At 56.3% G+C, this 21,646-nt stretch carries 25 protein-coding genes; 10 read left to right on the top strand and 15 right to left on the bottom strand.

Annotated elements, in window-relative coordinates; genetic code table 11:
* Window positions 1–81: 81 nt before the first annotated feature.
* From K529_RS15785 to K529_RS15765, 6 genes are all read left to right on the top strand, one after another.
* The gene (locus K529_RS15785; RefSeq protein WP_005613111.1) at window positions 82–1,269 is read left to right on the top strand and encodes a tyrosine-type recombinase/integrase; all 1,188 of its coding nucleotides are present in this window, start codon (window positions 82–84) and stop codon (window positions 1,267–1,269) included.
* Window positions 1,253–1,834 carry a hypothetical protein gene (locus tag K529_RS15780; protein WP_005613114.1) on the top strand — a complete coding sequence of 194 codons (582 nt, stop codon included), beginning with the start codon at window positions 1,253–1,255 and terminating at the stop codon, window positions 1,832–1,834. Before K529_RS15785 ends, K529_RS15780 begins: the two co-directional genes overlap by 17 nt.
* A gap of 40 nt (window positions 1,835–1,874) precedes the next feature.
* Entirely contained in the window at window positions 1,875–2,045 is a 171-nt protein-coding gene (locus tag K529_RS15775; protein ID WP_005613117.1) for a helix-turn-helix transcriptional regulator, read from the top strand.
* 109 nt (window positions 2,046–2,154) lie between these two features.
* Window positions 2,155–2,463 carry a winged helix domain-containing protein gene (locus K529_RS15770; RefSeq protein WP_005613120.1) on the top strand — a complete coding sequence of 103 codons (309 nt, stop codon included), beginning with the start codon at window positions 2,155–2,157 and terminating at the stop codon, window positions 2,461–2,463.
* A complete protein-coding gene (locus K529_RS23980) occupies window positions 2,463–2,585 on the top strand; it encodes a hypothetical protein (protein WP_264753296.1) in 123 nt (40 codons plus the stop codon). Before K529_RS15770 ends, K529_RS23980 begins: the two co-directional genes overlap by 1 nt.
* On the top strand, window positions 2,585–3,013 hold the full coding sequence (locus K529_RS15765; protein ID WP_005613123.1) for a helix-turn-helix domain-containing protein: 429 nt from the start codon (window positions 2,585–2,587) through the stop codon (window positions 3,011–3,013). Before K529_RS23980 ends, K529_RS15765 begins: the two co-directional genes overlap by 1 nt.
* Before the next feature lie 137 nt (window positions 3,014–3,150).
* On the opposite strand, the gene K529_RS15760 is transcribed toward K529_RS15765, so the two are convergent.
* Entirely contained in the window at window positions 3,151–3,552 is a 402-nt protein-coding gene (locus K529_RS15760; RefSeq protein ID WP_065335393.1) for a Rap1a/Tai family immunity protein, read from the bottom strand.
* Between the two features lie 86 nt (window positions 3,553–3,638).
* On the opposite strand from K529_RS15760, the gene K529_RS15755 reads away from it, so the two are divergent.
* A complete protein-coding gene (locus K529_RS15755) occupies window positions 3,639–4,310 on the top strand; it encodes a hypothetical protein (protein ID WP_005613128.1) in 672 nt (223 codons plus the stop codon).
* 608 nt (window positions 4,311–4,918) lie between these two features.
* Here K529_RS15755 and K529_RS15750 read toward each other — a convergent pair.
* Window positions 4,919–5,293 (bottom strand): ArsR/SmtB family transcription factor, encoded by a 375-nt coding sequence (locus K529_RS15750; protein ID WP_040641510.1) that lies wholly within the window; start codon window positions 5,291–5,293, stop codon window positions 4,919–4,921.
* A gap of 49 nt (window positions 5,294–5,342) precedes the next feature.
* On the opposite strand from K529_RS15750, the gene K529_RS15745 reads away from it, so the two are divergent.
* Window positions 5,343–5,789, top strand: a complete 447-nt coding sequence (locus K529_RS15745) for an SRPBCC domain-containing protein (protein WP_005613133.1) — start codon at window positions 5,343–5,345, stop codon at window positions 5,787–5,789.
* Between the two features lie 40 nt (window positions 5,790–5,829).
* On the opposite strand, the gene K529_RS15740 is transcribed toward K529_RS15745, so the two are convergent.
* From K529_RS15740 to K529_RS15710, 7 genes are all read right to left on the bottom strand, one after another.
* Window positions 5,830–7,563: a SulP family inorganic anion transporter gene (locus K529_RS15740; protein WP_005613134.1), complete on the bottom strand. Its 1,734-nt coding sequence runs from the start codon at window positions 7,561–7,563 to the stop codon at window positions 5,830–5,832.
* A gap of 118 nt (window positions 7,564–7,681) precedes the next feature.
* Window positions 7,682–9,361: a bifunctional protein tyrosine phosphatase family protein/NAD(P)/FAD-dependent oxidoreductase gene (locus K529_RS15735; RefSeq protein ID WP_005613136.1), complete on the bottom strand. Its 1,680-nt coding sequence runs from the start codon at window positions 9,359–9,361 to the stop codon at window positions 7,682–7,684.
* A 21-nt stretch (window positions 9,362–9,382) separates the two neighbouring features.
* Window positions 9,383–10,267, bottom strand: coding sequence for an MBL fold metallo-hydrolase (locus K529_RS15730; RefSeq protein WP_005613138.1), 885 nt, complete (start codon window positions 10,265–10,267; stop codon window positions 9,383–9,385).
* 27 nt (window positions 10,268–10,294) lie between these two features.
* Window positions 10,295–10,723: a DUF6691 family protein gene (locus K529_RS15725; RefSeq protein WP_005613142.1), complete on the bottom strand. Its 429-nt coding sequence runs from the start codon at window positions 10,721–10,723 to the stop codon at window positions 10,295–10,297.
* A gap of 4 nt (window positions 10,724–10,727) precedes the next feature.
* The gene (locus K529_RS15720; RefSeq protein ID WP_005613145.1) at window positions 10,728–11,159 is read right to left on the bottom strand and encodes a YeeE/YedE family protein; all 432 of its coding nucleotides are present in this window, start codon (window positions 11,157–11,159) and stop codon (window positions 10,728–10,730) included.
* 3 nt (window positions 11,160–11,162) lie between these two features.
* A complete protein-coding gene (locus tag K529_RS15715; protein WP_005613148.1) occupies window positions 11,163–11,375 on the bottom strand; it encodes a YgaP family membrane protein in 213 nt (70 codons plus the stop codon).
* Between the two features lie 98 nt (window positions 11,376–11,473).
* On the bottom strand, window positions 11,474–12,139 hold the full coding sequence (locus tag K529_RS15710) for a Crp/Fnr family transcriptional regulator (RefSeq protein WP_005613150.1): 666 nt from the start codon (window positions 12,137–12,139) through the stop codon (window positions 11,474–11,476).
* 267 nt (window positions 12,140–12,406) lie between these two features.
* Between K529_RS15710 and K529_RS15705 the strand changes: the two genes are divergently transcribed.
* Window positions 12,407–13,831, top strand: coding sequence for a cytochrome ubiquinol oxidase subunit I (locus K529_RS15705; protein ID WP_198528128.1), 1,425 nt, complete (start codon window positions 12,407–12,409; stop codon window positions 13,829–13,831).
* A complete protein-coding gene (gene cydB / locus K529_RS15700) occupies window positions 13,828–14,829 on the top strand; it encodes a cytochrome d ubiquinol oxidase subunit II (protein WP_005613157.1) in 1,002 nt (333 codons plus the stop codon). The genes K529_RS15705 and cydB overlap by 4 nt, the downstream gene beginning before the upstream one ends.
* A gap of 161 nt (window positions 14,830–14,990) precedes the next feature.
* Here the strand turns inward: cydB and K529_RS15695 are convergent, their stop codons facing one another.
* Genes K529_RS15695 through K529_RS15670 form a run of 6 tightly spaced genes read right to left on the bottom strand, consistent with a single transcriptional unit; the run spans window position 14,991 to window position 21,599 of the window.
* Complete coding sequence (locus K529_RS15695) at window positions 14,991–16,610, bottom strand: FGGY-family carbohydrate kinase (protein ID WP_005613161.1); 1,620 nt, start codon at window positions 16,608–16,610, stop codon at window positions 14,991–14,993.
* Window positions 16,607–17,254 carry a nucleoside/nucleotide kinase family protein gene (locus K529_RS15690; protein ID WP_005613164.1) on the bottom strand — a complete coding sequence of 216 codons (648 nt, stop codon included), beginning with the start codon at window positions 17,252–17,254 and terminating at the stop codon, window positions 16,607–16,609. Before K529_RS15690 ends, K529_RS15695 begins: the two co-directional genes overlap by 4 nt.
* Window positions 17,254–18,102 carry a sugar phosphate isomerase/epimerase family protein gene (locus tag K529_RS15685; protein WP_005613167.1) on the bottom strand — a complete coding sequence of 283 codons (849 nt, stop codon included), beginning with the start codon at window positions 18,100–18,102 and terminating at the stop codon, window positions 17,254–17,256. The genes K529_RS15690 and K529_RS15685 overlap by 1 nt, the downstream gene beginning before the upstream one ends.
* Window positions 18,102–19,112 carry an ABC transporter permease gene (locus K529_RS15680; RefSeq protein WP_005613170.1) on the bottom strand — a complete coding sequence of 337 codons (1,011 nt, stop codon included), beginning with the start codon at window positions 19,110–19,112 and terminating at the stop codon, window positions 18,102–18,104. The genes K529_RS15685 and K529_RS15680 overlap by 1 nt, the downstream gene beginning before the upstream one ends.
* Window positions 19,109–20,101, bottom strand: coding sequence for an ABC transporter permease (locus K529_RS15675; RefSeq protein ID WP_005613173.1), 993 nt, complete (start codon window positions 20,099–20,101; stop codon window positions 19,109–19,111). The genes K529_RS15680 and K529_RS15675 overlap by 4 nt, the downstream gene beginning before the upstream one ends.
* Window positions 20,094–21,599 (bottom strand): sugar ABC transporter ATP-binding protein, encoded by a 1,506-nt coding sequence (locus tag K529_RS15670; RefSeq protein WP_005613175.1) that lies wholly within the window; start codon window positions 21,597–21,599, stop codon window positions 20,094–20,096. The genes K529_RS15675 and K529_RS15670 overlap by 8 nt, the downstream gene beginning before the upstream one ends.
* Between the last annotated feature and the right edge of the window lie 47 nt (window positions 21,600–21,646).

The raw sequence follows: 21,646 nt of genomic DNA, 5'->3' as shown, positions 1-21,646 counted from the left end.
TATAGGCTAAGGTGTTTCAGCCTGTTCCGTCTTGCCCCATCCTATACTATATATTGGAGGGGGACCGAAAGGGGGACTGGAATGGCGCGCCCGTTGCACAAATTCAGCGCAGCTGAAATCAGGAATGCCCACCCCGGCAAACATTCTGACGGCGGCGGCTTGTGGCTCTACAAGCAAGATGCCGATCATGCGAAATGGGTCTTTCGCTTCACGGTCCACGGCAGGCGGCGCGAAATGGGGCTTGGGGCTTATCCTTCTGTCACCCTCGCGCAAGCGCGTGACAAGGCCAAAGCGGGGCGCGCTTTGATCGAGGCAGGGAAAGACCCGATCAAGGACCGGGAGCGCAAGCGGCGCGAGGAAGCCCGTCAAATGCACCTTCTTCAAGATGTGGCCCTTGATGCTTTCGAAAGCAGGAAGGCAGAACTCAAAGGCGACGGTATGGCAGGACGGTGGTTCTCGCCGCTGGAAATCCACGTCTTGCCAAAGCTGGGCAAGGTGCCCGTCTCAGAACTGGATCAACGCGACATTCGCGACACGCTCGCCCCCATCTGGCACAGCAAGGCGGATACGGCACGAAAGGCTATGAACCGGCTTAGCATCTGTATGCGCCATGCTGCGGCCTTGGGGCTGGAAGTGGACCTGCAAGCCACAGACAAAGCCCGCGCCCTTCTTGGCAAGCAGCGGCACAAGGCGCAATCCATTCCGGCGCTCCCATGGCAGGAGGTGCCAGCCTTCTATCAGAGCCTTGATGAAGGCAGCCCGACGCACCTTGCCTTGCGTCTGTTGATCCTAACGGCAGTGCGTTCAAAGGCCGTGCGGTTTCTGCATCTGGACCAGATCGAGGGTGATGTTTGGACCGTACCGGCAGAGAACATGAAGGGGCGGCGCGACGCGACCAGTGATTTCCGCGTGCCTCTTTCATCAGAGGCGCTGACAGTCATTGAACAGGCCAAGCCCTTCGCCCGTGATGGGTCGCTTTTCCCGGGCGCGCGCAAGGGGGTGATTTCAGACATGACCATGTCAAACCTGATGAAGCGGCGCGGGATGGAGGCGCGCCCGCATGGCTTTCGGTCCAGCTTTCGGGATTGGGTCGCGGAGGCGACCAGCACGCCGCATGATGTGGCAGAGACCGCTCTCGGGCACACTGTCGGCGGGAAAGTTGAGCGTGCATATCGGCGAACAGATTTTCTCGACCAAAGGCGGCATTTATCACAATCTTGGTCCGCCTATGTTTCCAGTAGGGAGGAAACAAATGAAGCAAAGGTTTGAAGACGTCGTTGATGATTTACTCAAGACTGGATTCGTGGACATCGTCGCCGATATGTTTTCAAATGCGGACGGTATTAATGATTTTTACCAAGAGAGTTACGGCTTGATTGCCAACGGTATCGCCAAGCACGACACTCGCAAACTGGATCGCCTGATAGATAAGGCTGAGAGTGACGGATGGGCCTTCGAAGCAATGCGAAGGGGTGCAATCGTTACCCAAAAACACATGGACTATCTTGACCCAAAAACTGCTGAGTGGAGCGCAGACTTCATGGCTGGAGATGTGAAAAAACCATCAAGCAGCGGCCCCAAACCCAACATAGCCAGCGAATTCGCAAAATCGCTAACGCATTATCTTGTTGTGATAGCTGAGGAACTCGGGCTGCAAAAGGGGCGGCACAGCGCCACGTTGGAAGAACACTCTGCTATTGACGCTGTACGCGTCGCCCTTTCCAAAAGAGGCTGCCACTTGAGTTATTCCGCGATTGAAAGCTACGATAAGGCCGGTCGCAAACCCGGGAATTGGAAAAGACTTATGAAGTTTTTTCCGACCGAAGAATTCTAAATTTACTCATGATGCTCCTACACAACCCAAGGAGTATCATGTGAAGTACCTGACCTTCAGAGACCTTCAGTCCAAACTCGGCAACCGTGGCCGGACCACAATCTACCGCGACGTTGAAGCAGGCCGCTTGCCGCGTCCGGTGAAAATCGGCTCTCGCCTTTATTGGTGTGAAGATGCTGTCAACGCCGCAATCGCGGCTCTTGCAGAGTAAGACCCGCCCCACCTGCGCAAACGCGCTGGGCGGAGGCGGGAATATATCCGGCAAGATATCCCCCACACATAAGCCCAGCGCCTTGCACATTCAATGTAAAGGACGACCAATGACAACCGACTCCAAATGGGGCGCGGCGCGCTTCACTGTGACCAAAACTTGCGGCGCTGGCGAGACCATCACCGTATCCGGGCGAGACCGCTGGGCGCTGGAATGCCTGATCGACGCAGACCAAAAGGGCTGCACCCCCATCGATACCCCCGGCCCACGTTGGTCGGGATATGTCCACAATCTGCGAAAACTGGGCGTCACGATTGAAACCATCACAGAACCGCATGACGGCCCATTCAAGGGGACACATGCGCGTTATGTGATCCGCTCCACAGTCACGCGTTTGGACAACGGGGACGCAGCTTAATGGCCTCTGAGAAGCACACAAAGCCCCGCGACCCTTGGGAACGCCGCCTGATCCGCAAACACGGCTTCCCGCAACCTCTGGCGCGCGCATACGCCGATCTTCGCAAGGGGCTGCCCGACTGATGGCCAAGCCCTACAAACAGCGAAAAAAGGGGGCTGGGCGTCACGTCCAGCTCTCTGAATACCTACAGTCGACAGAGGCATGGGCGCATATGAAACCTGGCCCTCGTGCACTCTATGTCGCTATCAAGCGGCGGTATAACGGTCACAACAACGGGCGCATTTCTATCAGTCACGAAGAGGCCGCGAAGGCAATCAGCGTTTCGCGCAATACGATTGGTCCCTACTTCAAAACGTTAATCGAACATGGGTTCATCCGCGTGACGCGGAAAGGCTACCTCGGACCAGAGGGCAACGGGCGCGCCTCACTCTACGCGCTGACGGAAGCTCAGACGGCTGACAGGAAGCCCGCCACCCGCGAATTTGCCAGATGGAAAAAACAGACCCCCCGCGCAAAATCTGTGCGTGGCCATCCCAAAAACTGTGATTGAGGCCCGATCCGCAGCGGTTATCACCCCAAAAATTGGGGCAGTATCCGAGAAAATTGTTTGTTTCCTCTGCCCAAAATTTGGGGGCATTTATAGATATAGCCATGGGCAGGGGGAATAAGTAAGCCGCCACGAGGGATTCAAAAGCAAGGAAAGCTCTCGGATAGAGCCAACTGGATCAACGCTCTTGCGCTGTTGTGTCTAGCTTGGGGATTGGCGGCAAGGTATTGAACCACGATGTCCACGATTTGCCCATTCTCAACGCCGTCCGGTGGGCAGGTCTGCAAAGCCAAATCCGTAATGGCGTTGTAACTTTCACTGTCAAACTCATCTGGCTTGACCAACTGTATGCCGCGCAAAGCACCCCATTTGAGACCATCCACTGCCCCCATTATAAAGCCGAGGCAAAAACCACGTTCTACTCCTATTGGGTTGTCCGCTTCGCACCCTTCAAGCAAATCGTTTCCCGAAATTGACCCGGCACTGACCAGCGTTCCTGAGAACAGAAAGGCGACACACATCAAACATCGCGCAACTTTCATTGCTTCCCCGGCTTGTCGCATTCTCGCCAAGGATTAGGCGCTATGATAAACTTTGCAAATGATTTCGAAGGATATCACGACTGACCATGGGGGCGAAAGGTATCGGCAAGCGCAGTTTTTTCTCAGCAAAAGACACTACCGATAGCCTGAAGGCTGTTGATATTAGGCGCTGGGCGCGCGACGGACTGTTGCGCCCCTCTACTCAGTTTCATTGGCAGTGGAGGACCGATGAGAAAATCACCGCGTCCATTGAAGTGCGGATAGAAACACGCCACGCCTTGCGCCTGAACTATCGCAGCCGATCACCCGGCACAGATTGGAAGGGCTTTGACTACCCGGTCTTGATGGATTGGACCTCTTGCCACTTCGGAGGCGAACGCCCTTGGTTCCGTTGTCCAGCGACGGGCTGTGGAAACCGTGCTGCCAAGCTGTATGGGGGCGCTGTATTTGCGTGTCGTCGCTGCCATGACCTCGCTTACCCTTCACAGCAGGAAGCTGCCCCCGACCGCGCAGCGCGGCGCTGCGAACGCCTACGTGCGCGCCTTGGCTGGCATGGTGGGATTTTTGACTTGCCGGAGGCCAAACCCAAAGGAATGCACTGGCGAACCTATGAGCGCTTGCGGCGCGGCGCAGATGATGCCGCGCGGGAAGCCTGCTCTTTGTTCTTAGAGCGCTATGGATACGACCCCGCGACTAGACGCTTGATTTCGAGCATGATGGATTTTGACGACGTAGCAACACGTGAAAGGGGGACTTAAAGGGGGACTAGACACGCAGCACCTGAAAATACCGGATATTTATCATGTAGTTAAGGTGATGATATGGTGCCCCCACACGGACTCGAACCGCGGACCTACTGATTCATACCACTACGACTTTCGCCGCCACGCACATGGCGCTTTGTGGTCTGGACTTTCTCTTCACCATGACCCCGAAAGGCTTTAGGTGGGTGCCGTCAAGTCTCTACACGTTCAATCCAAGTTGCCTCGGAAAGCTTCGCTCGGGATTGCCAACAACCGAAGCTGCTAAGGTTTCCCCGAATTTGACACCAGTTCACCTCAACGTTTCCATCGAGGGCTGCAACTTGCCTCAGAATTGAGCCTGAGACGACGCTACAAATCAGTTGCTCTACCAGCTGAGCTATAGGGGCACTAATACTACACTTTTCTCGCATTTAATGACTGACCAAGGTTGCAGCCAGCTAAAACGCAAGTAGCGAGAACCTCGTCCTCACCGTGCAGAGCGTTTATCGCGACAGGATTTAAAAGACAAGATCGATTCTTGGCAAATGTGTTGAGTTTTTTGCCCGTCATGAAGGTGGGGCATATCCTTAGGTTTCACAGATCGCATGGACAGTGGCCTTCGTTTACTTGATCTGGTCCTGAGCCTGCATGGGCGGCTCATTCAGCTCTGTGTCATCGTTTTCCACGCCCGCTTTTAGATCAGAAAGCACAGAAACTGCATAGTCTGCATAGGGCCCAATCCAGCGCGTCTGCAGATCGTGGATGGGCAAGGCGTCAAAGTGGTTCCACCTCTCTCTTCCGCGTCGCTCGACGACGATCAATCCAGCCCTTTCCAATACGCGCAAGTGCTGCATCACAGTGCATCGATCAAGTTCATGCATCGCCTCGCACAGGTGACCTGTCGTTTGCGGTCCTGACCTCAACAGGTCAACGAGCCGCCGTCTCACTCTGTGCCCAAGTGCTTTGAACAGAGCGTCGTATTGGTCTTCTATTGACATGTTATAATATTATAACATTAATTGCGTGAAGCAAAGGGAGGAATACCCAATGGAACCAAAATTCACCGTCGCTGGACGTATTTCCAAACCTGTCGAAGAGGTTTTCAAAGCTGTGGTCGAACCGGGGCAGCTAACGCAATACTTTGCGACGGGTGGTGCGTCAGGCAGGCTGGAGGCAGGTGTAGAGGTCGCGTGGAATTTCCATGAAAGCACTGGCGCGTGCCCTGTACTGGTTCAGGAGGTCGTGCCCAACCGCAAGATTGTCCTACAGTGGGAGCCGGAAAAGGACTCCGCAACATGGACGACAGTTATAATGGAATTTCAACCGCTTGATGATGACCGAACACTGGTTCGGATCACTGAATTTGGTTGGCCTTCAACGCCTGAGGGTCTGTCCTCGTCTTTTGTAAACTGCGAAGGATGGACAGGCATGATCTGCGCGATGAAGGCATGGCTTGAGCACGGTATCAACCTGAGAGAAGGTTTCTACAAGTAACCACATTCTGCCCGGCCAGGAGCACCAGGCCACGCGGTCGCTAACGCGCAGCGTTGGATTGCGGCGAGTTCATGAGACTGCTCCACGCCTCATACTGCGACAGGTAGATTCTACCGTTCAGCTCCTCGACAAAGTGCGAACGCTGCAATCGATCCATCACTGGCCCCTTCACCTCGGACAAATGCAGCCCCACTCCCATGTCTTTCAGGCGATGATTGATGGCTTCCAAGCTTTCGAGAGCGGAATAATCGACCACATTCACCGCAGAGAACATCAACACCACGTGTTTGATGGCGCAGCCCTCGGTCACTCGCTTCTGGATCAGATCCTCTAGGAAGCGCGCGTTCACAAAATAGAGGCTTTCATCCACCCGCAGCGACACAAGTGTAGGGTCGGTTTCGACGTCGTGACGGTCAATGTTGCGAAAATGTTGCGTGCCGGGGACCAAGCCAACTTCTGCGACATGGGGGCGCGAGGTTTTGTAAAGGTGCAAAACAATAGAGGTCAACACACCTGCTGCAACACCGATTTCGACCCCGAACGTCAGCGTCAGCAGGATCGTTGCCGCCACAGCCACAAAATCCGCGTGAGAATAATTCCACGTCTTTTTCAGGATCGAGAGATCGACGAGGCTTAGAACGGCGACGATGATCGTCGCGGCGAGCGTTGCGTTGGGTAAGAAATGCACCAACGGGGTGAGTGCAACGGCAGCGATCGCGAGGCCGATCGCAGTGAATGCCCCCGCTGCAGGCGTTTCAGCGCCAGCATCAAAGTTCACAACCGAGCGTGCAAAACCACCCGTGACAGGATAACCACCCGTAAAAGCGGCCCCAAGGTTTGCTGCACCCAACCCTATCAACTCCTGATCCGGATCTATGCGCTGACGTTTCTTTGCTGCGAGCGTCTGAGCGACCGAAACGGATTCAACAAATCCAATGATGGAAATGAGGATCGCAGGCATCAGGAGCGCGCTGAGCAAATCAGGCGAGAGGCCAGGCCATGTGAGTGGGGGTAGGCTTTGCGGAACTTCCCCAACGATTTTTACTCCTCGATCCGTGAGGTCAAAGATCCACACTACCAAGGTAGTGGTCACGACAGCAGCTACCGGACCGGCTTTAGTCAGGATGTCGGCCAGCAACGGAGGCGTTCCAATCCGCTGCAATGTTGGTTTCAGATTTTTACGCACCCAAAACAGAAAACCCGTTCCGGCCACACCAATAGCCACTGTGATCCAGTTGATATCCCCGACATGCGTTAGGATCGAATAGAGCATCTCTGGCAATGTATGCCCACCCGCATTGATGCCTAGGATATGTTTGATCTGACTGGTTGCGATCAACACACCAGAGGCCGTGATAAACCCTGCGATGACCGGATGGCTCAGGAAATTGGCCAGAAACCCAAGCCTGAAGACGCCCATCAGCACCAAAAAGCTACCTGAAAGGAAGGCAAGCGTGAGCGCTGCGACTGCGTATCCTATTGTCCCTTGTTCAGCGACCTGCCCCACCGCTGAGGCCGTCAATAAAGAGACCACAGCAACCGGCCCGACAGCCAATGCGCGGCTGGTGCCAAACACCGCGTAGAGAATGATGGGAGCGATAGAGGCATAAATTCCGGCTTCCGGCGGCAATCCGGCCAACAAGGCGTAAGCAAGCGACTGCGGGATCAACATGATCGTTACGATCACGGCCGCAATCAAATCATTGGAGAGCGCCGATTTGTTATAGGTCCGACCCCATTCGAGGATTGGGAAGTACTGACGCAAACTGTGCATCTTTGATTTACTGTCCTTTCGCAGCCTGCCGCGTCTCGTGAACTGAGACACAGCTGGCTTGGATGGGGGCCAAGGATTTTGCGCGTTGCGCGCCGTCCCTGATCGCATGATCGCGTGTCTATTCGGCAGCGGCCTTCAGGTTTTCCGGCTTAGCCATCCATTCTTTGCCTTTCAACATGGCTTGCCAATAAATTGGCGGGAGCATCTTTTCCTTGAGAAACCATGCGGCACGAGTTGGTTTGGTGCCATCCAAAAGCCACATTGGAAACGAGGGTTTCAGCGCACCGCCATACCCAAACTCTGCCAGCACAATCTTGCCGCGCTCAACAGTTAGCGGGCATGAGCCATAGCCGTCATATTGCGCTACAGCAGAGCCTCCAGCAATGTCGGCGACAATGTTCTCGGCCACGGTCGGCGCCTGTTTGCGCGCCGCAGCGGCGGTTTTGGCGTTTGGTGCATTCATCACATCGCCCAGAGACCAGATGTTATCAAACTGAGTGTGACGCAATGTTGCCTGATCCACATCGACCCAGCCAGCCGCATCCGCAAGCGGTGAAACCCGAATGAAATCGGGTGCGACCTGCGGCGGGCAAACATGCAGCATGTCAAACTCTACCTTGATCTCGCGGGAATCGGCATCCGGTTGCGATACCTTGAAAGTTGCTGTCTTTGCAGGTCCATCCACGGCAATCAGAGTGTGGAAGAAGTTCAGCGTTGCGTTGTATTTCTCGACGTATTTCATCAGGGCGGGAACGTAGTCCTTCACACCAAACAACACTCCGCCAGCGTTCATAAACTGGATGTCGATATCCTTGCCGACACCTCGGCGGAACCAAGCATCGCCAGACAGATACATCGCTTTTTGTGGCGCACCTGCGCATTTGATTGGCATTGGCGGCTGTGTAAAAACCGCCCTGCCCCGCGTCATCTCTTGCACCAGTTGCCAAGTATACGGAGCAAGATCGTAGCGGTAGTTTGACGTGACGCCATTGCGCCCCAAGGTTTCTTCGAGGCCTTCAACCTGCCCCCAATCGAGCTTAAGGCCCGGACAGACGACGAGGCGGCTATATTTCACCACCCGGCACCCATCCAGGATGACCGCATTGTTCTGGGGTTCAAAGGCCGCAACTGCGGCCTTGATCCACGTCACATCGCGGGGAATGAGGCTGCCCATGGTTTTGGCGGTTTGGCTCGCACTGAAAACCCCACCGCCCACCATCGTCCAACCGGGTTGATAGTAATGGATATCTGCGGGATCAATCACTGCAATCGAGAGATTTGATTTGCGCGCTTTCAGACTCGCTGCGACCGAGATACCGCCAGCGCCGGCGCCAACGATGACCACATCAAATTTTGCGTCTCCGGTATCGGTCGGCGTCCGGCCTCCATTGGCGATACGCCGCGCAACGCCACTCATATCAAACCCAGCCGCCTTGGTTGCCGTGAGGATTTCGGGCATTGGGCGCGACTGTGCTTCGCTGAGCGACCAGAGAGTCGCTGAGCGGGTGCCACTGCGGCAATAGGCTAAAATCGGGCGGGGCAACTCTTCTAAGGCGTCACGAAACGCGGCGACATCCTCATCTGTAACCATGCCGGACTGGACAGGCAGGTAGCGCGTTTCAATTCCAGCAAGCTTTGCTGCAGCATTGATTTCTTCAAACGAAGGCTGATCTGCCCCTTCTCCATCAGGCCGGTTACAAATGATTGCGCGAAACCCTTTGGCCTTGATCTCGGCCACATCTTTTTTCGTGACCTGCGGGCTTACCGTGATTTTGGATGAAATCTCTCTGAGTTCCATGAATTCCTCCCGGGCAGATTGTTACAGACCGTTGACGGGTACCTTGAGCATTGGGCGCCCATCCTTATCGGTTGGTACTTCACCAGCGCGCATATTCACCTGCAGGGACGGAATGATGAGTTTCGGCATATCAAGCTGGGCATCCCGTTCAGTGCGAAACTTGACGAACTCCTCCTTCGTCTTGCCACCGCCGACATGAATGTTGTGCTCTTTTTCTTCGCCTACGGTGGTTTCCCAAGCGATATCGCGACCATTGGGGCCATAGTCGTGACACATAAAGAGGCGCATCTCATCAGGTAGCCTGAGCACTTTTTGAATACTGTCATAAAGCGTTCCGGCGTCGCCGCCCGGGAAATCGGCGCGTGCGGACCCGCCATCAGGCATAAAGAGCGTATCACCGACAAAAGCCGCATTCCCCACCACATGCACCATGCATGCGGGTGTGTGGCCCGGCGTATACATCGCAAATGCCTGCATAGTGCCGATTGTATAGGTATCGCCATCCTCAAGGAGGCGATCAAACTGCGAACCATCTCGCTGAAACTCGGTCCCTTCGTTAAAGATCTTGCCGAAGGTATCCTGCACGACCATGATCTTTGACCCAATTCCGATTTTGCCACCCAACTTGCCTTGAATGTAAGGTGCAGCGGAAAGATGATCTGCATGCACATGGGTCTCGATGATCCATTCGAGCTGCAGGCCCTGAGATTGGATTTGATGGATCAACTCATCCGCATGGTCGTAGGTGATACGCCCGGCGGCATAGTCGATGTCCATTACACTATCGATGATCGCGCAGGCATTTGAGGCAGGATCTTTTACGATGTAGCTGATGGTATTGGTGGCGTCGTCAAAGAAGGACTGAACCTCAGGTTTGACATCCATTTTCACGGGATAAGTGGTCATTTGGCCTCCTCCGGGCATTGTGTCGCGTTACGATGTGGCCTTTAGCGGTAAATTGGACAGCAGGCGGCGCAGGAAAAAACCGCCGACAACGGCGCTTAAAAACAGCGCAACTTCCCAGCGACCCGTTCCAAGGGCGGGAATGGCTGCACCGGGGCAAAATCCTGCAATGCCCCAGCCGATACCAAAAAGCGCCGAGCCGCCAATCAGCTTTGCATCGATCAGTGTTGATGTGGGGATCTGAAAGCGATCCGAAAAGAGGGGCGTGTCGCGCTTCCACACCAGCCGGTAGCCAAGAAAAGTCACCGTCAAAGCCCCCGCCATCACAAAGGCCAGACTGGGATCCCAACTCCCCATCACATCGAAGAAATTCAGCACCTTGGCAGGATTCATCATGCCAGAGAGCGCGATCCCGATCCCAAAGACAAGCCCGGTAAGAACCGTGTAAATCAGTTGCATAGGTTCAGCCTCCGAATGCGTGTCGTATCAGGTAAACCGTGATTGCAGCCGTCGCCATAAATGTCGGCACCGCCACGATGGAACGCAGAGAGAGGCGGGACAATCCGCATATGCCATGTCCCGAAGTGCAGCCAGAGCCAAGGCTTGCACCCAATCCCACGATGAGACCGCCAACCACGATCATGATCGAGCTTGAGGGGACTGAGATCTCAGGCATTGTGCCCGTCACGACAAAAATTGCGCCCGGCGCAATCAACATGCCAGCAATCAAAGCAACACGCCATGTGGTCTCTTGGCGCGAGGTCACAAACACTGCACCAGACAGTATCCCCGTCGCCCCCAAAATGCGCCCAAGTCCAAGCATGAGCAGTACCGCAGCCAGCCCGACTAAAGCCCCGCCGCCGAAAGACATCAAAGGTGTAAAGGCCGTTTCCATCAATTATCTCCTGCAGGTTTTCACGCCAAGGATCGAATAGATCGGGCACACCCTGAGTGCGGCGACCAACAGCATCACGATGCCTATTGCTGCAGCGCCATATTTGGCGAGAACGCTATCAAAAAATGGCATCCCACTCAGAAATGCGAGGTATAAAAGCACCAGACCGAGCGTGATGCGCAGCAGGCGATCAAGTGTTCCGACATTGGGCGCCATAACGTCCTCCAAACTGAATTCGATTGGATAAAACGTACAGGACGGGCTTAGGCGGTTCAGTGATATTGTCACTTAAGCGCGATTTTCATACTGCAAGCTCAATCGCTATCCGCAAGCGTCCGCAGCGCTGGTTTGTTGGTGATGGTGATCCGCCCCCGAGATTGCGCGATCAACTCTCGCTTTTGGAAATCATGTAACACACGCGAGATCACCTCGCGTGCTGTACCCAACTCGCTGGCAATCTGCTGGTGCGTTGCGGCGATCTCTTTGTCGCCACCTGCAAGCGTCAGAAGTCGATCCGCGAGGCGCACATCAATCCGACCAAAGGCCACATCATCCACCACGCGCAGCAAATCAATCAGCCTGCGTGAATAGGCTGCGAAAACAAACGAGCGGAACGCGGGCTCCTCTGCCACCAATCTGTCAAAGGCCAACTTGGGCAACACAATAACGGTGATATCACTCTCTGCGACGCCTTCGGCATTATAAGCCTCTTCGGCCAGCATGCAGGCGGTTGTCAGCACACAGCTTTCCCCGGCATCGACCCGATAAAGCACAATATCGCGGCCATTGTCAGACGTCTGAGAAACGCGAATGGTACCGTCAAACAGGAACAATAAACTGTCGGGCAGGTTTTCCGGGCCAAAGACCTGCTGTCCTTTTGCGTAGTGCCGAATCTGTGCGACGTTAAGCAGGCGGTCGCGGACCGGACGCGGCAATGCCTTCGTGCCCTGAAATTTCTCTGTCCAGTCACCTATGGCCATAAACCCCTCCCTAAATGCGACAAAGCCGCCCAACAGCCGCGCCAATTGACGCAGCGATCATGCGGCAAGTTGAAGCGATTACAGAGTATTACGAGGACGACCCCCATAGTTCGCTTGCTCTCGTCGCTCAAATTTCTATTTGCGATGTAGGTTATGTGCAACTTCGGTGACCTTGTCACTGACCCGGTGAACCGCGAGCCGCTAGGCAATCACCAGCCGCACTTGCCCATCGCGGATATCGAGGACCGAGCGAAAAGGACCGACATCATGCTCGACAGTTTCAGTGCAGAGACATTGGCACGCATACAGTTCGCCTTCACCGTTTCATTTCATATCATCTTCCCCGCGCTCTCCATCGGGCTTGCCAGTTTTCTGGCGGTTTTGAATGGGTTATGGATGAAAACCCGAGATCAAACCTATCTGACGCTGTTCAATTACTGGAAAAAAATCTTTGCCGTGGCCTTTGGGATGGGGGTCGTGTCGGGGATTGTAATGTCATATCAGTTCGGCACCAATTGGTCGGTTTTTTCCGACAAGGCCGGACCGGTTGTGGGTCCCCTCATGGCCTATGAGGTCCTGTCGGCCTTCTTTCTCGAGGCGGGTTTCCTCGGCATCATGCTGTTCGGGCGAGAGCGCGTGGGCGAGAAACTCCATATGTTTGCAACCGCCATGGTCGCCTTTGGTACGTTGATGTCGGCCACATGGATCCTGAGCGTAAACAGCTGGATGCAGACCCCAGCAGGGTTTTCGATTGCCGAGAACGGGCAGTTCATTCCCGAGGATTGGTGGCAGATCGTCTTCAACCCCTCCTTCCCCTACCGTTTGGTGCATATGGTTCTAGCGGCCTTCCTGACCACATCACTGGTGGTTGGGGCAGTGGGCGCGCTGCATCTGCTACGCGATCGCAGCGATCAGGAAGCGCGGCGTATGTTTTCCATGGCCATGTGGATGGCAGCGATTGTCACACCGCTGCAAATATATGCAGGCGACATGCATGGGCTCAATACCCTTGAGTACCAACCCGCAAAAGTCATGGCGATGGAAGGCCACTATGAGAGCCACCCGGACGGTGCGCCGCTCATTTTGTTCGGCATCGTAAATCAGGCTGAACGACAGATCGATTACGCGCTCGAAATCCCAAAACTAAGCTCTCTCATCCTCAAGCATTCGCTGAACGCGCCACTTGATGGTCTGGACACGATCCCGGACGATGAAGAGCCGCCCGTCGCCATTGTGTTCTACAGCTTCCGGGTGATGGTCGGGCTTGGCTTTGCGATGCTCGGGCTGGGCCTCTGGAGCCTTTGGGCTCGCTATCGTGGCACATTGTTCACAACACCTTGGTTGCACCGTGCAGCAATCTTGATGGGTCCGACCGGCTTTATTGCGGTGCTGGCAGGATGGATCACCACAGAAGTTGGGCGACAACCTTATACCGTCTACGGCCTCCTGCGAACGAGCGATAGTCTTGCGCCCGTTGCGGCCCCAGCCGTTGCGACCTCACTCGTTGCCTTCATTATTGTCTACTTCTTCGTCTTTGGTGCGGGCACATACTACCTGCTGCAGATGATGAACAAACGCCCGGCAACGCCACGCCTTGGTCTTAGAGACGGTCCTATCCGCACTGCCGGGATTACACCGGCTCAACAGATCGAAGAAGACTTCACCCCCGGCGAAAAGGACACTGCTCAATGATATTCGATCTTGCGTTCATCTGGGCGGGGCTCATTGCTTTTGCAGTCCTGACCTATGTCATCCTTGACGGGTTCGATCTTGGAATCGGTATCTTATTCCCTTTTGGGAAATCCGAACAAGATCGAGACCTGATGATGAATTCTGTCGCACCGGTTTGGGACGGTAACGAGACATGGCTGGTTCTCGGTGGTGGTGGTCTGTTTGCGGTCTTCCCACTCGCCTATGCCATCGTGATGCCGGCTCTCTACATGCCGATCATACTCATGCTCTTGGCGTTGGTGTTTCGCGGCGTCTCCTTTGAATATCGCTGGCGTACTCAGAACAAACGCCTATGGGATATCGCTTTCTTCGGTGGGTCATTTGTCGCGGCCCTATGTCAGGGTATCGCGCTGGGCGCATTGGTGCAGGGGGTCGAGATCGACGGGCGCGCCTATGCAGGTGGCTGGTTCGATTGGCTCACGCCGTTTTCCGTGCTGACCGGATTTGCCGTTGTGATCGGCTACGCCTTGCTCGGCGCGACGTGGCTTGTGCTCAAGACTGAGCATGACATTCAGATGCAAATGCGCGGCTATGCATGGTGGCTTGGCGCTGCAACGCTCGGCCTCATCGGTCTCGTCAGTCTTCTGACCCCGTTTCAGGAGCCAGAGTACTTTCAACGCTGGTTCAATCTTCCCGGCAGCCTATTTTCCATGATCGTACCCTTGTTGATGCTGGGCCTGACCTGGGCCTTCTTTCGAGGGTTGAACGATGGCAAGGATGCGCAGCCGTTTCTGGCCGCACTGGGATTCTTTGTGGTGAGCTATATCGGCATCGGCATCAGCTTCTATCCGATGATGGTCCCGCCCTCCCTGACCATCTGGGAGGCGGCCGCCCCTGATGCGAGCCTTGCCTTTACGCTGGTCGGGGCCGCGATCCTCATCCCCATTATTTTGGGCTATACAGCCTACGCCTACTGGGTATTTCGCGGCAAGATGGATCCGTCGGAGGGCTATCACTGATGAAGCGCGCCCTTCTGATAAAATGGGTTTGGTTTATCGGCCTCTGGTTTGTCAGCGTCGCAATCCTCGGGGTGGTCGCAATGCTTATTCGTGCGATGATCCTATGAATGCGGTGTGAGTGCTGTGCCTACCCATGTGGCGCAGCACTCACCATAACCAAGCTAGTGGCTTTCGATTGTTGCTAGTCTTGCGGCCACATTCTGCAGTTCTGTAAATGCATCGAACCGCTGCTGATGCTGAGCTGCATAGCTGCTGTTTGGCGTTGCCCTACGGGCGACCCGTGACATGTTCGGCATCGCATCCGTCAACGCGCCGTATCGCCCTGACGCAACGGCCGCCACCATGGCCGATCCCAACAGTACCGGTTCTGTGCTCTCTGTGACCTCAACCGGCAGACCCGTGGCATCAGCCAGAACCTGACAAGACAGCGGATGTGTACCTGCACCCCCGGAGACGGACAAAGCGCTCACCGTTATGCCCTGCCCGGCCTGTGCCTGCAGAATTTGGCGCAACCCGTACGCAAGGCCGCACAATCCAGCCACATAGAGCGCCACAAGACTGTCGATACCTTGTTGCAATCCCAGACCTGCGACCACTGCACGGCGTTTGGGATCAGCAAATGGCGCGCGGTTACCCAAATACTCGGGCACCACATGCAACCCATGGGACAGTCCAACCGCCTCGCTAGGGTGTGCAACCTTGTTGAGTGCCTGATCTGCGAGCCATTGTGTCAGGCCCATACCACATTCCGCCGCCAGTTGCGCGGCTTCGGCACTTGCAGGATGCGATGCGGTGAGTTGATCCAAGGCCGCGCCCGCCGCAGACTGGCCGCCCTCGTTGAGCCAAAGCCCCGGCACCATCGCGGACCGATATGGCCCCCAAACACCGGGCACAAAATGTGCAACAGTGCTGGACGTCATCGTACAGGACGAAGTGCCAAAGACGTAGGCCATTGTCTGGCATGCCGCATCCGATGCGCCACTGGCTCCAACGGTCCCCAAACCACCCGCATGTGCATCAATCAGCCCTGCAGCCACCGCGACACCCGCCCTCAAGCCCATCTCTGCTGCCGCTTGCGGTGTCAGCCCCTTCCCCAGAGAGGTCCCGGCTGGGACAATTCGGGATCCGATCCGGGCGAATTCCTGATCAGCCAGATCACCTAACCCTATGCTATGAAAATAACCGGCATCCCAACGATCTTCATGGGCGAGATATGTCCATTTGCAGGTCACGGTACAAATCGAACGCTCCAATGCACCGCTGGCTTTCCACGTCAGAAAATCCGTCAGATCAAAGAAATGAGCAGCGGATGAATAAACCTCGGGCAGGTTTTCACGCAACCAGAGCAACTTGGGCGTTTGCATCTCGGGCGAGATGGTGCCGCCCACATAATCCAGCACAGAATGGCCGTTCGCGTTGATCCGTTCTGCCTGCGTGCGGGCACGGTGGTCAGACCAAACGATAATATCTCGCTCCGGATGGTTTGGATCACCCACCCCGGATATCGCGCCCTGCACCACCAGTGAGCAGGTGGCATCAAATCCAATGCCAACGATCAAATCAGGATCGACTTCCGCCCCGGCCACTGCCTCGCGCACACTCGTGCAGACCGAGCGCCAGACCTGCGCGCTGGATTGTTCAAAATGCCCAGTATCAGAGCGATGCATTTCTAATGCGGTCTTTGCACTGCTGATCAAATGTCCCCGGTTGTCAAATACACCTGCCCGGGCCGACCCGGTGCCCACGTCCACGCCGAGAAAATACTGCATAGGGTCGCTCATGCTGGTGTCTCCTGTCGCAATATCAGATCTGCCACCCGGCTCTTCGCGATCACCTCTCGACCGTTGGGCAGATCGTTGGCTTCAAGCTTGTGGAGTATTTGTTCTTCGGTCAGTTGATAGTGCAGCCACCGCTGCCGCAACCGCGCGGCCAGCACGGGTTCGGGCACATCAATCAGGACAGTTTTGTCGAACCGTGACTGCAGGCGATCCCATGGAGACTGCGCGAGGAGAAGATAGTTGCCTTCGATGATAATCAGCCGGGCCTTGCGATCAATCAGGCGTGCTGATCCGCGTGAAATTTCCAGATCCCGGTCGAACACCGGCACGGCCACCGTATCTTCGTGATCGTCCTGAAGTCTTTGTAAGACCGAAAGCAGCCCGCCCACGTCAAATGTATCTGGCGCGCCCTTCCATGGCCGCCGCCCCTTGGTTTCCAGAATGGCATCGTCGAAGTGGAAACCATCCATCGGGAGCACCGCGCTTGCACCGGGGCGGCGCGCCTCTAACCATCTGTGGAGGGTCTCCGCTGTGGTGCTTTTGCCAGAGCCCGGTGCTCCGGCAATTGCCAGACATCGCCGACCAGGTGCGTCCATCAGCGTGAGAGCCTCCGCAAAGAGACCCTCCATGTCGATCACATGTGACATCAGATCAGTCGGTATTGCGCAGCCTTGTTGCGCAGAAACGGAAGACCTTTGGACATCACCTCATCATGGTCACGTGCCACCGGGCGCCAAACGGCCAGACCAAAACCCACCTCAGGCGGCATATTGATAAAGCTCTCCATTGCTAACCCGCCCTTGAAATCAATCGCTTTCAAGGTGGCAAAGACTTCGTCCCAGTCACAGCAGCCCTCACCCGGTGTGCCACGGTCACTTTCGGACAGGTGAATATAACGCAGATAATCGCGCGCATCGAGGATACCGTTGGCGGCACCTTTTTCCTCGATGTTCATGTGATAGGTGTCAAGGTGGATGAAGATATTGTCGGAGCCCACGCGCTCAATCATGTCACGGGCCTGCCAACCGGTATTGATCAGGTGGTTTTCGTAACGGTTCACCGGCTCAATGCCAAATAGCAAACCGACCGATTTCGCATAAGCCGCCGAGGCCTCAAGGACGCGCGCAACATTGTCGTATTCTCCTTCGGTTGGATAGGTGCCGGTGCGCTGCCCGATCCCACCAAACGTCACACCGGAGAGAGCCTCTGCGCCGCAGGCCTTGGTTTTATCGATCGCGAGTTTCAAATAGGTGATCGCGCCCTCCGGGTTGACCGATGCCCAGTATTGTTCTGGCAACCCCAAAGAGCAAACCGCCCGCAATCCGCTGCGCTCAAGCAGGGCCGCAGTATGGGCCGTGTCGACCTCAGCGGGGCGGAGCATCGGGATTTCGATGAAATCGACTCCATAGGCTTGTGCTCCTATCACGGCGCGCTCCGCGCCTTCGCGATCCCAATTCATCGTCCACATGCTGGTATGTACGCCAAAGCCTTGCATTATTTATCCTTTCCGAAGAATACGTCGAATATTTGCCGCAGGCGGCCAGAGCGCAGAACCATGACGGCGATCAGAAATAGGCCCCATACGGCGGTTGCGAGATGTTGATTAGCGCCAATCAGATTGAGGCCCGAAGACAGCACCTGCAGGATCACCAGCGCGATGATGACGGGGGCAACGCGCCCATGCCCGCCAAAGGGATCAATCCCACCGAGGAAACACGCCAGCACCGTGATCAGCAGCATGGCTTCGCCGTGACCCACGCGCACCGAATTGAACCGCGCCGCCATCAGAATGCCTGCGATCGCGCACAGCACCCCGGAAAGCGTGTAGATCAGCACCAGCGTGCGTTTGGCATTGAGGCCCGCATACTCCGCCGCCCGCATGTTCGAGCCGGTCATATAGACCGAAAACCCATGTGGCGTGCGGCGCAGCAACACATGCCATCCAAGCGCGATCAGGCCAAACAGGATCAGCGGCACGGGAATACCGATCAGGGAGCCATGACCCAGAACGCGCATGTAATCAGGAAAGCCGGAAATGTCGCCGCCCCGGGTCAGGAACTCTCCAAGTCCTCGCAGAAAGATCATCATCGCAAGCGACACCAGGATCGGATGCGCGCCCACATAGGCGACCACCGACCCCATCGCAGCGCCAGCCAGTGCGCCGACCAGCAAGGCCAGCGCGCAACCGAGTATAAAGGCCCCGATGCCCGCTTCGGCGCCGCCGAACTGCATGATGGTCCATGCCAGCGTCAGCCCGCAGATATTTGCGGTAAACACGATGGCGAGGTTTAGGCCCCCCGACAGGATCGGCGCCAGCATCGCAAGGGTCAGCAGACCCAAGAGCGGCATCTGAAATCCCATCGACCCAAGATTCGCACCCGTCAAAAACCTCGGAGAGGCCAGCGAGAAGAGCAAAACCAGCAGGCCCAGCATTGCCAGCAACCCAAGGTTTTCACCATGAGGACCGGTTTTGATCCGGGACATGCGTGACAACAGCGCGGTCATGAGCGGGCCTCCTTGCGACGTGGCCGCAGCGACAGATCGATATTGGATGTTGAAATGGCGATCAGGATGGCAGCGCCGATAATCATCTGGAATGCAAAGGGCGACACCCCGAGCAGGTTCAGCCCGTTCTGCGTGATGGCGACAAACATGACGCCGAGGATGCAGCCCAAAATGGTCCCCTTGCCGCCGCCCAGCCGGGCACCCCCCAGAACAACCGCGGCCAGAACCTCCAGCTCGCGCCCATACAGCGCATTGGGCACCACCTCCTTTACAATATTGACCTGACAGAGACCGGCAATGCCCGCCATCAATCCCATCCAGCCAAAGGCGACCCCTTGCATCACAGCGATATTGACGCCGGCACGGCGCGCACCTTCAGGATTGTCGCCAAAGGCATAGAGCTGTCGTCCAATATTGCTGCGCTGGATCAGTGCCCATGTGGCGATCACGCAGCCGATCATCACCGCGACCGACAGTGTCAGTTCCGACCAGATACCTTGCGCGTTTTCATACTCGAAGATGAAGATGCGCGCGGTCCACCAATCGGGCAGATCGTAAATGTTGCGCCCGCCGCTGAAGAACATCAGCAGACCGAAGAAGGCGTTGAATGTGGCGATGGTCACCACGATCGAGATGATGCGGAAACCGTGGATCAGCCACGCATTGAGCAGCCCAAGCAGGATGCCGAGTGAGCCGCAAAACAAGAACCCCAGCAACCAATTGCCGCCGCCGACACTGATCAACAGCTTGGCGGCGATGTACTGCACCACCGAGGAGGCCACCGCAAAAGAGATATCAATCCCGCCTGCAATCAACACCACCAGCAGCCCAACCGCCCAGATCAGGTTTACGGCGCTGTTGTTCAGGAGCGAGGTCAGGTTGGGCAAGGTGGCAAATTGCGGCGCGGCCACAGCCAGCACGATACAGATGAGCGCCAGTACCACGGCCAGCCGAAGCTCAATCTTATAGGGTCGCAAGAGATCACGCATAGATCCGCTCCTCAAGTTGGGGGACAGTGATGTCACGCGGGTCATAGGTCTGGCGAATGCGGCCATCCGCCATGTGCAGGATGCGGTCGGAATGATACATGACCTCGGTGACCTCATCCGAGATCAAGAGGATCGCCAGCCCTTCCTCCGCCAAGGCGCGAACGATGCGGAAAATGCCCGCACGCGCGCCGACATCGACCCCCACGGTGGGGCAGTCGAGGATCAACAGGCGCGGTTCCGTGGCCAGCCATTTTGCCAGCACCACCTTTTGCTGATTGCCGCCGGACAGGGTCGAGATCGCGTCCTCGGGCGCACCAATCTTGACGCCCAATTCACGGATCCAGTGATTGACCGTCGCCGCTTTGTCGCGATCTGAGATCAGCCCAGTTGCCGTGGTCAGCTTTTGCAAAATCGAAATCACCGTGTTGTCGGCAATTGATTGTTTCTGAAGAAGACCAAGCGACAGGCGATCTTCGGAAACATACGCAAGCCCGCGCCTGATTGCGTCGCGGATGCTACCGGGCCGGTAAGACGCTCCTTCTAGGCGCATCTCTCCCGTATCGACGGGGCGCAGCCCCATCATCACATGGGCCAGCTCGGTTCGACCAGCGCCGATGAGCCCGGTCAGCCCCAGGACCTCGCCCCCGCGAATGTCAAAAGACACATCGGCAAATTCACCCTGACGCGACAGGCCCTTGGCCTCGAACACAACATCTGCATCAGGCAGATCCCGCGCGACCACCTCGTGTTCGATCAAATGCCCGGTCATCAGTTCCCCCAAACGGGCCTGCGTCATGCCCTCGGTCGGGTACACTCCGACCAGATTGCCATCCCGGACCACCGTGACCCGTTCTGCAATATCAAGCACCTCTGCCAAACGGTGACTGACAAACACAATTGCGACCCCGGCAGCGGAGAGTTTGCGTACAATATCAAGCAGCCGATCTGTTTCGGATTGGGTCAAAGACGCTGTTGGTTCATCCATGAAAATGAGGCGCGCGTCGTTCATCAACGCCCGCGCAATCGCCACCACCTGCCGCTGCGCAATCGGTAGATCGTTGAGCGGCGCGGCCAAATCCATGTTGACCCCTAGGCGGGACAGAACCTCGCCGGATCTTTCGGCCATTTCGCGATAGCGCACCGACTGGGGGTGCAGACCGACCAGATCGTCAAAGGCGATGTTTTCCGCCACGCTCATATGTGGAAACAGCGCGAGATCCTGCCAGATCACCGACACGCCGCGCTGACGGGCCTGCACCGGCGTGATCCGGTCCACGGCCGCGCCGAAAAGCTCGATCAACCCCGCCTGTTCAGGTTGATGCACCCCTGTTACCACTTTGATAAGGGTCGATTTTCCGCAGCCGTTCTCGCCCGCGAGACAGTGCACCTCGCCCGCGCGCACTTCGAAATCGACCTGATTCAGCGCCTGCACCCCGCCGAAGGACTTGGAGACCTTGTGCAAGCGCAGCGCAAATTCCTCTGCCGGAGCAGGTGTCATGGATCACCTCTGTTTGCTGGTGGTAGATGAAGGCAAGGCCGCGCCTG

The organism is Tritonibacter mobilis F1926 (genome assembly GCF_000376545.2).
Classification (GTDB): Bacteria; Pseudomonadota; Alphaproteobacteria; order Rhodobacterales; family Rhodobacteraceae; genus Epibacterium; species Epibacterium mobile.
The sequence above is the reverse complement of the archived record's forward strand: the minus strand, read 5'-3'. Positions and strand labels throughout refer to the sequence as shown.